The sequence below is a fragment of the Methanosarcina vacuolata Z-761 genome, assembly GCF_000969905.1.
In the GTDB taxonomy this organism is placed as follows: Archaea; Halobacteriota; Methanosarcinia; order Methanosarcinales; family Methanosarcinaceae; genus Methanosarcina; species Methanosarcina vacuolata.
The window spans coordinates 3,302,097-3,316,937 of the sequence record NZ_CP009520.1; the positions used below are offsets into that span (position 1 = coordinate 3,302,097).

11 protein-coding genes and 1 tRNA gene are annotated in these 14,841 nt (G+C 41.9%); 8 read left to right on the forward strand and 4 right to left on the reverse strand.

The window, feature by feature from the left end; translation table 11 throughout:
- The first annotated feature begins 144 nt into the window (after positions 1-144).
- The 7 genes from hpt to MSVAZ_RS13625 all read left to right on the forward strand — a co-directional run bounded on the left by hpt (position 145) and on the right by MSVAZ_RS13625 (position 6,572).
- Positions 145-717, forward strand: coding sequence for a hypoxanthine/guanine phosphoribosyltransferase (gene hpt, locus MSVAZ_RS13590; protein ID WP_048121806.1), 573 nt, complete (start codon positions 145-147; stop codon positions 715-717).
- The gene (dph2, locus tag MSVAZ_RS13595; protein WP_048121807.1) at positions 698-1,705 is read left to right on the forward strand and encodes a diphthamide biosynthesis enzyme Dph2; all 1,008 of its coding nucleotides are present in this window, start codon (positions 698-700) and stop codon (positions 1,703-1,705) included. Before hpt ends, dph2 begins: the two co-directional genes overlap by 20 nt.
- Positions 1,706-1,853: 148 nt before the next feature.
- The gene (locus tag MSVAZ_RS13600) at positions 1,854-2,447 is read left to right on the forward strand and encodes an METTL5 family protein (RefSeq protein ID WP_048121809.1); all 594 of its coding nucleotides are present in this window, start codon (positions 1,854-1,856) and stop codon (positions 2,445-2,447) included.
- A gap of 306 nt (positions 2,448-2,753) precedes the next feature.
- Entirely contained in the window at positions 2,754-3,713 is a 960-nt protein-coding gene (locus tag MSVAZ_RS13605; RefSeq protein WP_048121811.1) for an exosome complex RNA-binding protein Csl4, read from the forward strand.
- Positions 3,714-3,855: 142 nt separating this feature from the next.
- Positions 3,856-4,134 carry a DNA-directed RNA polymerase subunit L gene (locus MSVAZ_RS13610; RefSeq protein ID WP_048121813.1) on the forward strand — a complete coding sequence of 93 codons (279 nt, stop codon included), beginning with the start codon at positions 3,856-3,858 and terminating at the stop codon, positions 4,132-4,134.
- Between the two features lie 495 nt (positions 4,135-4,629).
- Entirely contained in the window at positions 4,630-5,790 is a 1,161-nt protein-coding gene (pscS, locus tag MSVAZ_RS13615; protein ID WP_048121815.1) for an O-phospho-L-seryl-tRNA:Cys-tRNA synthase, read from the forward strand.
- Between the two features lie 416 nt (positions 5,791-6,206).
- Positions 6,207-6,572, forward strand: a complete 366-nt coding sequence (locus tag MSVAZ_RS13625; RefSeq protein WP_048121821.1) for a hypothetical protein — start codon at positions 6,207-6,209, stop codon at positions 6,570-6,572.
- A gap of 231 nt (positions 6,573-6,803) precedes the next feature.
- On the opposite strand, the gene lysA is transcribed toward MSVAZ_RS13625, so the two are convergent.
- Both lysA and polX read right to left on the reverse strand, forming a co-directional pair.
- Positions 6,804-8,066: a diaminopimelate decarboxylase gene (lysA, locus tag MSVAZ_RS13630; protein WP_048121823.1), complete on the reverse strand. Its 1,263-nt coding sequence runs from the start codon at positions 8,064-8,066 to the stop codon at positions 6,804-6,806.
- A 413-nt stretch (positions 8,067-8,479) separates the two neighbouring features.
- Entirely contained in the window at positions 8,480-10,234 is a 1,755-nt protein-coding gene (polX, locus tag MSVAZ_RS13635; protein WP_048121825.1) for a DNA polymerase/3'-5' exonuclease PolX, read from the reverse strand.
- A gap of 707 nt (positions 10,235-10,941) precedes the next feature.
- Between polX and MSVAZ_RS13640 the strand changes: the two genes are divergently transcribed.
- Positions 10,942-11,013 (forward strand) — tRNA-Gly (locus MSVAZ_RS13640).
- Between the two features lie 551 nt (positions 11,014-11,564).
- Here the strand turns inward: MSVAZ_RS13640 and MSVAZ_RS13645 are convergent.
- Together MSVAZ_RS13645 and MSVAZ_RS18950 are read right to left on the reverse strand one after the other, a co-directional pair.
- Positions 11,565-13,046, reverse strand: a complete 1,482-nt coding sequence (locus tag MSVAZ_RS13645; protein WP_048121828.1) for a type I restriction-modification system subunit M — start codon at positions 13,044-13,046, stop codon at positions 11,565-11,567.
- Positions 13,047-14,615, reverse strand: a complete 1,569-nt coding sequence (locus MSVAZ_RS18950; RefSeq protein WP_052727985.1) for a restriction endonuclease subunit S — start codon at positions 14,613-14,615, stop codon at positions 13,047-13,049.
- Between the last annotated feature and the right edge of the window lie 226 nt (positions 14,616-14,841).

Genomic DNA, 14,841 nt, shown 5'->3' on the forward strand with positions numbered 1-14,841 from the left:
AAAATTGGTTTGTCCTGTAGCTCCTTCGCCTTTGCATTTTTTACTCTGCTGCCTGAAAACAATTCACTTAAAGCACGATAGAATAATATTCTCTGGAATACTACTTACAGGAAATACCGCAACAGCCAAAAAAGAGATAATACCATGCTTGAAAAACTGAAAACCTCACTAATTAATTCTCCTGTGATCAAGCGAGGAGAATACAATTACTTTATCCATCCAATCTCTGATGGTGTACCGTCCATAGACCCCCATATGGTTGAAGAGATCGCCGAATATATTCTTCAGATTACCGACATCAAAAAAGTTGATACTATTCTTACCATAGAGGCTATGGGTATTCCTGTAGCAAATGCCCTTTCTCTGAAAACGGGAATTCCTTTGACCATTGTTCGAAAGCGGCCTTATTTCCTTGAAGGAGAAGTGGAACTTTCTCAGAGTACAGGGTACTCGAAAGGAGCTCTCTACATAAACGGGCTCAAGAAAGGGGACAGAGTAATTATCGTGGACGACGTCATCAGTACTGGCGGAACGCTGATAGCACTCGTAAAAGCCCTGAAGACTATGGGTGTAGAGATTCTGGACGTAATTTCCGTTATCGGCAGAGGGAATGGCTATTTGCAATTAAAGGAGCTCGGGGTTGAGCCTAAAATCCTCGTTACGATCGACGTGAGCGAGAAAGGTGTGGAGATCAAGAATGTCTTTGGGAACGAGTAATGCGTTTGACCTAAGGCCTGACTATATTATCAATGTAATAAATAAACTGGGCGCAAAAATCGTAGGTTTCCAGTTTCCTGAAGGGCTCAAAAGAAAAGGTCCGGAGCTAGCAAAAAAAGTTGAAGAAGCTACCGGAGCTGAGATTATCATCTCTGGAGACCCATGTTTCGGGGCATGCGACCTGGATAAGACTTTGCTTGAGCAGGTTGATATCCTTTTTCACTTCGGGCATGCCGAGCTGGAAGATACGAAATTTTCCGAAAAGATCTATTTCATCGAAACACGTTCCGCAGTTGACATCCAGACAGTTGTTGAAAAGGCTGTCTCTGAACTTAAGGGGCAGGTTATAGGGCTGATTACTACTGTCCAGCATGTCCATAAGCTCCCTGAAGCTTGCGCTGTCCTGAAGGCAAATGGAAAGACCTGCGTAATCGGGAAAGGAGACTCCAGGCTAGCATATCCGGGCCAGGTACTTGGCTGCAATTTTTCGACAGCAAGGAACGAGGTATGTGATGAATATTTATATATTGGAAGTGGAGATTTCCATCCTTTAGGTGTAGCTCTTTCCACAAAAAAGCGGGTCCTTGCAGCCGATCCCTTTTCCGGAGAAGTTCGCGAGGTGGACCCCTCAAGAATCCTCCGCCAGCGGAGCGCAGTAATTGCAAAATCACTGGATGCAAAGGTTTTCGGGATAATCGTATCGAGCAAAAACGGGCAGGAAAGAATGGAGCTGGCTTTCTCTTTGAAAGCGCTTGCGAAAAAGCACGGAAAAGAGGCACACCTTATCCTGATTGATCTTGTCACTCCGGATCAGCTTCTTCAATTCAAAGTAGACGCTTTCGTGAATACTGCCTGCCCAAGGCTTGCAATCGATGAAGTTGGGCGTTTTCCCTCCCCAATGCTTACGCCTCAGGAATTTGAGATAGTGCTTGGAGAGCGAGAATGGGAAAAACTTGTGCTTGATGAAATTACCGAAGAGCCGGTATAACTTTTTAAATGCTGGTTATGTCCAGGTAATATGTTAAGATCCAGATAATAAGTTAAGGTCCAGATAATAAGTTAAGGTCGAATTATTAAACTAAAATATACAAATGAAGAATTAAAATTAAAATGAATAGAAAATTTAAGTAGATGAAATGAAACAGAGAAAACTTGAGATACTCCTGGAAGAGTTGGAAGACTTTTCCAGTCCTGAACTTGAACTGGAGCAGTACCAGACCCCTCCTCTTTTAGCTGCGGAAATTCTTCACTTTGCTTACATGCAGGGAGATCTTGATGATTCGGTGCAGGATTTGGGCTGCGGTACTGGTATCCTTGCAATTGGGGCAAAGCTTCTGGGAGCCAGAAAAGTTGTAGGTTACGATACGGATTCAAAAGCACTTGAGACCGCAAGAAAAAATGCCCGAAAACTTGGAGTAGAAGTCGAGTTCGTATTATCAGACATTTCCGACATTAAAGAACGCGTAAAAACAACGGTTATGAACCCTCCTTTCGGGGCAAGAGTGAAAGGCAGAGACCGGCCTTTTCTTTCGTCAGCGTTAAGAACAAGTGAAGTGATATATTCAATTCACAACCGCGGAAGCCTTGCTTTTATCCAAAAGTTCATTAAGCCTGCAGTCATTACACACTCCTACGTTGCGAAATTCCCTATAAAACGAACCTTCGATTTCCATAAAAAAGAACGAGAGGTTATTGATGTTGAGATCTACAGGATTAAGATCTCCGGATAATCCAGACGCAAGTAACATTTAAAGGCATCAAACTTTATAGCTTTAGTGCAGGACTTTACCTCAAAAGGGGAGCTATTACACTGCTTATAATAAGTATGCCTGTGTATTACCAAACTATATAGTGCGTCAATAGGGCAAAAGTGACAGATAATAGGAACATGATAATTTATACCATCTATTGAGGTTGATTATCTGTCAATTGAATGTGCCAGTATCCAATTGAATGGCTACCAGCATTCCATATTATTGATAGCTGCTGTGATTACGATTTATATCGACTACTAATAATAGTCCAAATGAGGGATCATGATTAGAATTAGAAAAAGTAAAACTACGAGAAAAAAATTGACTGGCCCGAGCGAAGGAAAGCCGGTTGCCGAAAATGTAACTCAAATTACTTCAGAAAGCAGAGACCAATTCAAAGGCCAGTCGAGAGATCAGTTTAAGGCCCAGCCCAGGGAACAGGTTAAAACTCACCCAAGGGAGCAGTCCAGAGATCAATATAAGAGCCAATCAAGAGATCATTTCAGGGGGCATCCTAGAGAACAATTAAAAGGTCAGTCCAGGACTCAGTCAAAGGACCAGTTCAGGGGAGACCAGGGCAAGAAAAGAAGGTTCCCTTACCAGAAAAAAGGCTCAAGGGAAAGATCGGATCTGCCTGAACCCAGAGTTCCTTACGAAACCAAGACTCCGGAAGAAGAGCTTGAAAAAGGAGGTTTTGTGCTTCCTGGAGAGCTTGTGGGAACGACTGAAGAGTTCAAGCCCGGGGAAGGGACAACTGTGTCTGCCGGAGATATTTACTCTACAGCTACCGGAAATGTACTTATTGACAGGAAAGCCAGAGTAGTTTCGGTCAGGCCACGCACACTCACTCCGAATATTCTTAAAGTAGGAGATATTGTCTATGGAAAGATAACTGACGTGCGCGAATCCGGAGCAATGGTGGAAGTTGCAGGAATTGAAGGCAAAGAAGAAAGGGAAATTGTCAATGTGCGTTCGGGAGACATCCATGTGTCGAATGTGCGAGACTCTTACGTTAAAAGACTTTCAGATGAGTTCAGACCTTATGATATAGTCAGGGCCAGGGTTCTCGACACTGAAAGAATACGCCTTACAACAGCTGAGGATTCCCTGGGAGTTGTAAAAGCCTACTGTTCAAACTGCAAAGGAGAACTCGTGCTTGAAGGGAAAAAGCTTAAATGCCCCGTCTGCAATATGACCGAAACTCGCAAAATCTCAACCGAGTACGGAAAAGGAATAAAATAATTTTATTCTCCTGCAGGTATGGGTTTCTGCACAGTAAATAATCAGTAAATTATCAGTAAATTATCGTAAATTATCGTAAATTATCGTAAATTATCGTAAATTATCAGTAAATTATATTACTCACACTTACAGGTGGTCACCAATGGAACTGAACATTCTCTCCAAAACAGACAATGAGCTTGAAGTCGAGCTCAAAGGCGAGACACATACCCTTCTAAATATACTTAAGGATCTTCTGATTAAAGACCAGAGGGTTGAGATCGCCTTCTATGATATGAAGTACGTAAGTATCAGTGACCCGATCCTTTACATCAAAACCGATGGTACAAACCCTATTGAGGTCTTAAAGGACGCTGCTTCGAAAATAATAACTCAGTGCGACGAATTTACTGATGTCTTTAGCAAAGCAGTAAACGCCTGAAGTATTTGAAAAATGGTGCATAACGTCTTTTTAAAGGCGTTTTGCTTTCTTTTTCCGGTAAATCCGGGATCTTTCCAGCAGGGGGCTCTTGATAGTTATTAAGGAGCCTTTGCTATCTTAAAATCTAAGGAGTTTTGGAATACTTTTTTATGAATCAATGCGTATCCAGAGTAAACAAGAATCTTAAACGCGAAGTAGGGTAAAAGCATTTAATTGGATGGAGTAATTTCGATTCTTTTTAGTTCAAAATACTGTCCTGAATCTGCAACTTAAAAATCATAAACTAACCTGTAACTATATTGAGGTTGATCTGTAACTATATTGAGATTAATCCATAACTAATATTGAGATCAATCCGTAACTGATATTGAGGTCAATCCATAACTAATATTGAGATTAATCCATAACTAATATTGAGATCAATCCGTAACTGATATTGAGGTCAATCCATAACTAATACTGAAGTATGAAAGATAAATTGAGGTATAAAAGAAAATGAAACTTGATGACTCATCCCTTCAGAAGTTCGGTTTTATAAAAAGAGAGACCCTTGGTAGTATAAATATCGACCCTCTTCAGACAGGCGGGCGGTTGACTGAGGCTGCAAAACAGGCTCTTGTAGAGTGGGGAGACGGATATTCTGTATGTGATTTCTGCGGAGGGGTTCTGGATCAGATAAAAAAGCCTCCAATTTATGATTTCGTACATAAGGCCCTTCCAGAGTTTCTGGGCTGTGATGAAGCAAGAGTCACAAATGGTGCACGGGAGTCCAAGTTTGCTGTCATGCATTCTATTGGAAAGCCGGGTGACTGGATTGTACTCGATGGACTTGCCCATTACTCTTCATATGTTGCAGCCGAAAGAGCAGGCCTTAATATCAAAACCGTACCGCATTCAGGCAGTCCCGACTATTACCTTGACCCTGAAGGGTATGCCACAGCAATAGAAGAGGTTACAAAGGAAAGTGGAAAACCGCCGGCTCTTGCACTTGTAACTTACCCGGACGGAAGTTATGGAAACCTACCTGATGCAGGAAAGATAGCGTCGGTCTGCCACGAATACGACGTCCCTCTCCTTCTAAATGGTGCATATGCCGTCGGAAGAATGCCGGTATCTGCAAAAGAATTCGGTGCAGACTTTATTGCAGGCAGCGGGCATAAATCGATGGCCGCATCCGGACCTGTCGGAGTTCTCGGGGTAAGTGAAGAGTATGCTCCTATCGTGTTCAGGAAATCCAAACATAACAAGGTAAAAGAAGTTGAGCTTCTGGGGTGCACGGCAAGGGGCGCTACGGTTATGACCCTTATTGCATCTTTCCCGGATGTGGTAAAGCGTGTTAGGAACTGGGACCAGGAGGTCGAAAATGCTCGCTGGTTCTCGGCAAGGCTTGAGGGAATGGGCTTTATCCAGCGCGGGCAAAAACCCCATTCTCATGACCTTATGTTCTTTGAAGCTCCACGCTTCTATGAAATCTCCGAGAAAGTCAAGAACGGAAGATACTTCCTCTATAAGGATCTCAAAGCACGCAATATTCACGGTATCAAGTCCGGGCTTACCAAATATTTCAAACTCAGTACTTTCGGGCTTGGGAAGGAAAAACTTGAAGCTGTAGCGGACTCCTTTGAGGATATCCTGAAAAAATATGAAGATATTTAAGGATGTTTAAGCCGGTCAACGGTCAATATATAATACTTCCGGGAGAACTCAACCAGGGTGCACGATCCGGGTTCTGAATTTTCCCTTCTCTTTTGAAGCAAATAAATTCAAAGATCCAAGATCCCGGAGAAAAGTATTCAAAAGGTGCGCAAAAAAAGTACATTTTTGGAATATCTGCCAAATTTATCTGCAGAGTCCAGGTACTTTTACTGAGTCCAATACCTTTTACTGAATCCAATACCTTTTACTGAATCCAATACCTTTTACTGAGTCCAGTACCTTTTACTTTTTCTACTCCACATTTTCCATATACCTTCTTGTGCGAATTTAATACCCAGACAGTTAATCTCTCTGATGATTAAATAGCATGAGCCCTCTAATTATTATGAGAATTTAATCATTATGGGGGAGTATGCTTGGAAGATGATAGTGGAGATACGTTTAAGTACAAACTTGGTAAGTGGGTTCTAAGCATAGATGAATGTGCTTTTATGGATCTTATGGATATTGGAAAGAAAAAGTCTATGCCTCAATATCTGATCGAGTCAATTGATAATTGGGTAAACAAAGAAGAACCACTTATAACAGATGAATTTATTTCGGAAATGTGCGACTTTATTAAAAACGAAAATGAAGTCCTTTACGACCGTTTGGTGAAGAAATGCGCACTGAAAGGAATAAGTGTAGGCGAAGGCATATTTGAATCACTGAGTCTTTTGAACTGTGGAATGATAAGTACGCAGGAGTGCAGACAGTATGGAGATGACTTTTCTGATGTGTGATATTTCTGTCTTATATTTTCACTCTCTTGAGTAAGTTTAATTTTGTACTTCAATTTTGTACTTCAAACGTATAAGTCCTGAATACATTTCATGTAAAAGAAAGGTAATTCAGGTGCAGCAGTAAGATTTCGCAATGAAATTTCTCTGCTATTCACCTGTCTTTAGTTTTTCAGCAAATTTTTTTTGAATCTTTTTTGGAACATTTATTCCAATTTTCGCTGAAGAGTTTTCTTACTTGAAACCCTTCAGGGCTTCGAAATCCAGGGTTGCAAAGTAGTCCTCAATAGTTTCGGCTCTCCTGATCTGCACAACACTTCCGTCCTTCCTGAGAAGGAGTTCGGCAGAACGGAGCTTTCCGTTGTAATTGAAGCCCATAGCGTGTCCGTGAGCTCCTGTGTCGTGGATTGCGAGGATATCTCCGATTTCAATTTTAGGAAGCGGCCTATCAATTGCGAATTTGTCATTATTCTCACAGAGGGAGCCGGTTACGTCATACTTATGGACAGGAGCCTCGTTTTCCTTTCCGAGCACTGTTATATGGTGATAGGCTCCGTAAATGCCCGGCCGCATCAGGTTGGCCATACAGGAGTCCATCCCGACATAGTCCTTATAGGTGTGTTTGAGGTGCCGAACCTGGGTAATCAGGTAGCCATATGGACCTGTAATTACACGGCCGCATTCCAGGAAGACTTTGAGAGGATAAAGCCCGTTAGCCGTGATTGTGGCTTCGTAAGCCTTTTTGACACCTTTTGCCACGGCTTCGAATGAAACAGGTTCTTGTTCAGGCCTGTAGGGGATGCCTATGCCTCCGCCGAGGTTCACAAACTCGAAATTTATGTTGAGTTCTTTTGAGATTTCAACTATAAGTTCAAAGAGGATTCTTGCGGTTTCCACAAAGTAATCAGCATTTAGTTCATTCGAAGCCACCATCGTGTGCATTCCGAACCGCTTTACTCCCCTGTCCCTGAGTATGCGGTAGCCTTCAAAAAGCTGGTCTCTCGTAAAGCCGTACTTTGCTTCTTCAGGCTTTCCTATAATAGCATTTCCTTCCTTAAGAGGGCCAGGATTATACCTGAAACAGACAATTTCAGGAAGTCCGGCATACTTTTCAAGGTAGTCAATATGGCTTATGTCATCAAGGTTTATGTATGCTCCAAGCTCTTTTGCCTTCAGAAACTCTTCAGCAGGAGTATCGTTTGAGCTAAACATTATGTTTTCCCCAGCAATTCCTGCTTTTTCAGCAAGAATTAACTCCGGTAAAGAACTGCAATCCGCACCAAAACCTTCTTTTCTCAAGATTTTAAGAATAAAGGGATTTGGAAGGGCTTTTACAGCAAAAAATTCTTTAAAACCCGGAACCTCCCTGAAAGCTGCTTTCATTTTCTCCGCATTTTTCAGAATGGCTTTCTCATCGTATATATGAAACGGGGTGGGATACTTTTTAATTATTTCCTGAATTTTTTCTTTGGTGAAGGGAAGGTCCTTTGAAACCATATTATTACCTTTTATCAATTTTTGTTTAATGGGGTTTTGTATTCATTTGAATTTTTACTCCTTTATTAGTCTTTCTGCCCCGAGTTCAGTCACCCGAGTCCCGTCACCCGAGTTCAGTCACCCGAGTCCCGTCTCGGGAGGACGGTGCCCTTTTCGCTCACTTCGTTCGCTCAAGAGGGCTGAACTAGGGCAAAAAAGGCTGTTTTCTAAATGCGCTCAGGAAGTATGATTTATTCAAATTTTGTTTTGGGTTACGCGGCGGTGTGGTTATGACCTTTTTAATAAAAGGCTTAGCTGCAACCCTTTTGAAAAAAGGCTTGACCGAAAACCCTGACAACGTTTGGGTTTGAGAACCTTATACCCGAACTCTATCCGGCGTGATCAACCGGCGCAACGGTTGTGGCACAAACCGATCACTGATTGGGCTTTTTGAAAACTTGTTTAAGCCTGGAGTGGGGGTAGGTGTTTATAACGTCTTCTTTTTCAAGCCAGCCCCGCCGCGCCTGTCCGAGGCCGTACCGCATGGAGGTTAGATCGGAAACGGCATGGCTGTCTGTAGATATACAGAATTTTAGTCCAAAGGTCTTTGCACGCAGGATAAGCTCGTCATTAAGGTCAAGCCTTGAAGGCTGGCTGTTGATCTCCATTACTTTTCCATTTGCAGCGGCAACTTCAAAGACTTTTTCAAAATTAACGGCATAAGCCTCTCTTTTCCCTAGCAGCCTTCCGGAGGGATGTGCAAGGATATCAAGATATTTGTTCTCCAGAGCCGTGACAATCCTTTCGGTCATTCTCCTTTCAGGGAATGCAAAACCGGAATGTACAGCTCCTACCACAATATCGAGTTCTTTGAGAATTTCATCAGGATAGTCAAGGCTTCCATCTTTCAGGATATCTACCTCAGATCCTTTGAGGATTTTTATCCGGAATTGTTTTGAGAGTTTGTCGATTTCTTTCCATTGGGCTTTTAATTTCTCAATATCCAGGCCGTTTGCAACCTTTTGGGAACGGGAATGATCGGTTACTGCGATATACTCATAACCAAGAGCTTCTGCTTTTTCAATCATGGTTTTTAGACTGTCTTTTCCTTCACTGTATTCGGTATGCATATGGAGGTCTCCCTTGAGATCACCTGCTTCTACCAGCCTGGGTAGGGAATTTCTTGCAGCGGCTTTAATTTCTCCCCGGTTTTCCCGAAGTTCGGGTGGGATATAGGCAAGCCCAAGTCTTTCATAAATATCTTCTTCACTGCTGCCTGCAATCTGTTTACCGGATTCTTTTAAATACAGCCCGTACTCCGAAAGTTTGTAACCGTTTTTTATGGCAACGTTTCTAAGTTCTATATTGTGCTCCTTTGAGCCCGTAAAATACTGAAGAGCTGCTCCGTAACTCTCAGGCGGGACTACTCTCAGGTCAATAGCTGTCCCTTCTCTCAAAATTACGCTGCTTTTTGTGCTGCCTTTTAAGATCACCTGTTCAACGTCCGGAAGCGAGACAAAACAGTCCATTACCTTCAAAGCCTCTTCTTTTTCAGCTTCTGCCAGGATATCGATATCCCCGATTGTCTCTTTCAACCTGCGGAGTGAACCTGTGTATATTATTTTAGAGAGGTCGACTTTAGAGGTTCTGCTTTCACACTGGGCTTTTAAAGCGGATATAACTTCATCTGCTAGTGGAAGTGCTTTTCCGAGGGCTAGCCGGGCATGGCTTTTCTCATATTGCTCAATTGCCCTTGCCAGGTTCTTTTCACTTTTTTCTCCAAATCCTTCGAGCCTCTTTAGCCTGTGGGCAATGATCGCGTTTTTAAGATCTGAAAGTGTCCTCACACCAAGGGCATCGGAAAGCTTTTTGATTTTCTTTGCCCCAAGCCCTCGAATTTCCATCAGTTCTGCGGTGCCTGAAGGGGCTTTTTCTTTAAGCTTTTCAAATTTTTCCACTTCGCCTGTTTCCAGATACTCAGCAATGTGGTTGGCAATTGACTCCCCTATGCCCGGAATTTTAGTCAGCCCGGATTTTCCTTCTCTGGCATAGATTTTTTCTATGTCTTCTCCAAGGTTTTCGATCATCTGAGCAGCTTTCCGATAAGCCCGTGGTTTCCATTCAACCTGCTGGTACTCAAGAATGTCAGCAGCTTCATAAAATAACTCGGCAATCTCTCGATTTCTCAATTGTTACCCCCTGCCCCTTGTATTTTCGCATCCAATTTCTTCTTTTACTACCTTCTCCTTTCTTTCCTTTTTTCAATAAATCTTCAAATGCCTTTCCTTTCTTCAATAAATCTTCAAATACCTTTTCCTGAAGCTTCTTTTATCTCTTTTAGCCTTCCAAACACTTTATTGATTGCCAGAGACTTTCCTTCTCCCCGGTTTAACTCAAAAGCCACATCCTCAAGGTCCCCTGTCCTTGAATATCTATTTTTAACCTCTTCTTAGGAAACTCCGTATGCTCCGGCAATAGCTTTTAAAGCGAACTTATCTCCTATTCCCAGTGCCGTATTCTCAAAGGCAGGTCCTATACTCCCGAGAAAAAAGTATGCACTGTCCTTTCCTTCCTTTCCTTCCAGTCCCTATAAAAAATTAGCAATTTTCCTGACGATTTCCTTATGGGACGTTATGTTTTCAAGTGTCTCAAAAAGATCCACAAGCTCTATGAATCGAGCCATTACCCTATCCCCGAAAAAACGCTTTGAAATTTTTCTCTATACTATAATTCAATTCGCAGGTCTTTATCGCTTTGCACCCTCAAATTTCAGAAATAGAGTTTTTCCTTTTTTTCCCATGAAACAATTATCCCTGCCGCTCTTTCTTCGTTACCGAAACCTTTAATATCTAAAAGATGCATGAGGAGAATACACATCACTTCTATACATCTTCATGCGACTGTGGTTTAGTGGCTATGACCTGAGCTTCCCAAGCTTAGAACCCGGGTTCGAATCCCGGCAGTCGCATTGGAAACCATTAAAAATAAGTCTTTTTTCATTGGTCATCGGTTAAGGATTCATTTCCGTCCCCTGTCACTCTTTTTGAACTCAATTCTTTCATTTTTTATTAAAACCATTCATCTCTAAACCTTTCTTTGTTTACATGAGGACCTGATGCTTTACTTTCATATACGCTCATTATCGTTTCAAAAATTCTTTGAATTCCACATATATGCAGAATTACTGTCAACAATTTCAATTTTTTTGTCAAATTATCGTCCAGAGTCTTTTGCAAGCTCCCCTATTCCGTGAATAACACACTGATGAAGAAACTCAACAAGGACAGGTCCTGGACGATGAATATGGTTGTTAGGAGCTTTTTAGCACATTATTTTTATTTTTAGGCTTGACTCAACTTCAAGAGTTTTGCTTGTAACTCTCAGGCCTTTTTGATGAGCCCAAGAAAACTTTTCATTTGTTTGGTTCATAAAAAACGCACATGAAATTCTTCTAATTACAGGCATAAAGAAATGAAAGTACTTGAAAGAACTTTCATGCCAAAGTAAGATTGGAGAAGGTTATTCTCCACTTTCCAATTCCTGGTAAATACTGCTGAACTGTTCCAGCGCCGATTGAAGATTCTCAACGAGTTCGGCTGCGATCATGTCAGGCTCTGGAAGATTTTCGGAGTCTTCAAGGCTTTCGTCTTTGAGCCAGAAAATGTCGAGATTGACTTTATCCCGTTGAATGAGTTCGTCGTAAGTGAAACAGCAGAAGCGTTCGGCTTCAGTTCTGGAATTTATATCTTCAGGGTTGTAACATTTGATGAAGTCTTCGAGGTCTTCATAGCGGAGTGGATTTGTTTTGAGGGTGAAGTGCATATTGGTTCGAAGATCGTAGATCCAGAGCTTATCGGTCCAGGGTTCACTTCTGCCGGGCCGGTTGTCAAAAAAGAGCACGTTTGCTTTTACGCCCTGAGCATAGAAAACCCCTGTTGGGAGGCGCAGCAGGGTGTGGACATTACAATCCTGAAGCAGCCGTTTTCTCACGAGTTCTCCAGCTCCTCCTTCAAAGAGCACGTTGTCTGGAAGCACGATTGCAGCTTTTCCTGTGACCTTCAGGAGGGTTCTAACGTGCTGGAGGAAATTGAGCTGCTTGTTTGAGGTCGTTGCAACAAAATCATCCCGCTCATAAGTCAAGGATTCTTTTTCAGCTTTCCCTCCGCCGTTTACAATTGTGATGCTGCTTTTCTTCCCGAAAGGCGGATTTGTCAGGATGTAGTCAAAACGCTCGCCCGGATCTGAGATCAGGCTGTCTCCAACGGTTATGGGACTCTCTTTTCCGCCTATGCCGTGAAGGAAAAGATTCATTACACAGAGTCGGGCTGTGTTATCAACGATCTCCCAACCCCGGAAAGTTTTTTTTCTCAGGAAATTTTTCTGGTCCCGGTCTAGCGGATTTCTCCTGTATTTTTCCGGGCTTCCAATGTAGTCGTGTGCAGCAAGGAAAAAACCACCTGTTCCACATGCAGGATCGCAGATTGTCTTTTCCGGCTCAGGCTGCAGTACGGCAACCATTGCTTTGATGAGCTGCCTGGGCGTGAAGTACTGGCCTGCTCCGCTTTTGGTGTCCTCGGCATTTTTCTCAAGCAGTCCTTCGTAGATCTCGCCTTTGACATCCATATCCATCCCTGTCCACCTTTCGCCGTTGATAAGCTCAATAAGCCGTTTCAGCTTCGCCGGGTCCTGGACTTTATTCTGGGATTTCCTGAAAATGACCCCGAGCATCCCTTCTTCTTTTGCCAGGGTTTCAAGGATATGCCTGTAATGGATTTCAAGCTCGTCCCCATCTTTTGTGACCAGGCTTTTCCAGTCATACCCTTCAGGAATGGTGAAAGCTGAAGTTCTCGCAAAAGGTGAACTTGCCTTTTCCTCAGCCATTTTCAAAAAGAGTAAATAAGTAAGCTGCTCAACGTAATCTCCGTAACTTATCCCGTCGTCCCGCAGCACATTGCAGTAATTCCACAGCCTCTGCACGATTGTTGAAGATTCACTTGCCATTTAGAACAACTCCGCCTGTTTTATTTTTCCTGATACTTCCATTTTTGTTTTGGCTTTCACTTTTCTTTCCTTGCCTGGCTTTTTCCGACTTTCAGCCCTGCCTTTTTCCTGTTTTATTCTCTCAAGCAGGACAGAGGCAGATTCATCATTCGGGTATTGAGGTACAAGTTTACCTTCAAAGGCTTTTTTAAGGATAGACTGACGAAGTTTTTCTGCTTGAGCAAGGGACTGGTCTATGATTTTTTCTATCTGGTCGATGACAGAAATTTGATACTCAATTGTAGAAATGATTTCTCTTTGTTCTTCTATAGGAGGTAGACTAAGGATTATGTTAACCATTCTTGTCAATCCAAGATCCTGATTCCCGACGCCGTGTGTAAAACGCTGTGATTGTGCATAACAGAAAGGTGAATTGAGTGTGTGTTGTAAATAGAATGGGTCAACTAAACTAACGAGTTTAAGGACTGCTACATGAACCCATACACTGAACTCAAAATCATATGTATTTACACGTGCAATTCCCGTCGTTCCACCTTTTGTGTATAGAATATCTCCTACTTCGGGTTTGCATCTTTGAGACAATTCTTTGTGCAGCTCTTTTGTTATGTATTTCACATTATCAAAATCTACACCTGAAGGCCTTACATTTCCTCCAGTTATAAATGGAATGCCTTCCTCAGCGTATTCAGGACTATAATGTGGCCCATCTTTTACTGACCATGTTAGTTGTCCAAGGTTTACCCAAGTCCAACTGTTCGGTAATTTAGGTAGATCAATGTCATCAACTGCTTTTGGTTCGCTGTAACTTTCTTTCCATTTGTCACTTTTTGGAATTTTCCCGTTTAATTTCATTTTTTCTAATTGTTCTTTTTCCCAAGTAATACGGCGTTCAATTAAGATTTTTGCTAACAGATTGTTGGCAGATTCAATCTCAGGATTGAGTTTTCTCCATTCCTCTGTCAATTTCCCCTCAAAAGCCGCCTTCAAAACCACCCGCCTGTAATTTTCAGTCTGAACCTTCGCCTTTTCAAGCTCCTGAACTCCGGCATCCAGATCGGTGAAAAGTTCCTCGATTCTCTGGACTATGCGGTGCTGTTCAGCGATAGGTGGGAATGGGATAAAAGAGGTTTCAAATTTGTTTTTAGTAATATGAGCTAAACCTGCTGTCCCGTGTGCTTTTCTTACATATTCTGTAACATTCCAATTCATTACATGCATAAGAAATTTTTTGTCCGTATAGGATTCGTTTATATTGACTTTGAATATATGTTGATTAAGAACAGCGTCTCCTCGATTCCATATATGAGCCCCAAAAGAAGTTCCTGGGGTGCCTGACCAAGCAAATAACAGCTGTCCATTATTAAAGTAATATTTATCCTCTACTTGAAAATCACAATAATTGAACTCTGATTCTTCATTATTAAGATTTTGAATTCTCACAATTGGAATACCATGTGAAGACCATTCAATAGGTTTAAAGGCTTTTCCATTGATCAAATCGCAAATTTCTCCAATTGTTGTCCAGCACCAATTATCAGGGAGCGCCGGTAGATTTTCGGTATCAGTCATCTGGGTTCTCCGTGCGTTTTTAAAAGAATTTAATTTATATAACAGTTCTCTTTTAGTTTTTGGATAGAAGCAGAAGAAGGTTATTAGCGTATTTTAAGGAACTTGTATTATAGTAGTGTTGAAACATTGTCACAATATTTATTTATACTTATTTAAGTAATAATAAATGATGCGGTTTTGTCTTTTGAATATATTTATTTTTAAGCCGTAACTGTAAATCAAAAGA

What these genes read in the sequence shown, in the direction of transcription:
- hpt (WP_048121806.1), top strand. Translation starts at nt 145, where the DNA reads ATGCTTGAAAAACTGAAAACCTCACTAATTAATTCTCCTGTGATCAAG.
- dph2 (WP_048121807.1), top strand. Translation starts at nt 698, where the DNA reads ATGTCTTTGGGAACGAGTAATGCGTTTGACCTAAGGCCTGACTATATT.
- MSVAZ_RS13600 (WP_048121809.1), top strand. Translation starts at nt 1,854, where the DNA reads ATGAAACAGAGAAAACTTGAGATACTCCTGGAAGAGTTGGAAGACTTT.
- MSVAZ_RS13605 (WP_048121811.1), top strand. Translation starts at nt 2,754, where the DNA reads ATGATTAGAATTAGAAAAAGTAAAACTACGAGAAAAAAATTGACTGGC.
- MSVAZ_RS13610 (WP_048121813.1), top strand. Translation starts at nt 3,856, where the DNA reads ATGGAACTGAACATTCTCTCCAAAACAGACAATGAGCTTGAAGTCGAG.
- pscS (WP_048121815.1), top strand. Translation starts at nt 4,630, where the DNA reads ATGAAACTTGATGACTCATCCCTTCAGAAGTTCGGTTTTATAAAAAGA.
- lysA (WP_048121823.1), bottom strand. Translation starts at nt 8,066, where the DNA reads ATGGTTTCAAAGGACCTTCCCTTCACCAAAGAAAAAATTCAGGAAATA.
- MSVAZ_RS13645 (WP_048121828.1), bottom strand. Translation starts at nt 13,046, where the DNA reads ATGGCAAGTGAATCTTCAACAATCGTGCAGAGGCTGTGGAATTACTGC.
- MSVAZ_RS18950 (WP_052727985.1), bottom strand. Translation starts at nt 14,615, where the DNA reads ATGACTGATACCGAAAATCTACCGGCGCTCCCTGATAATTGGTGCTGG.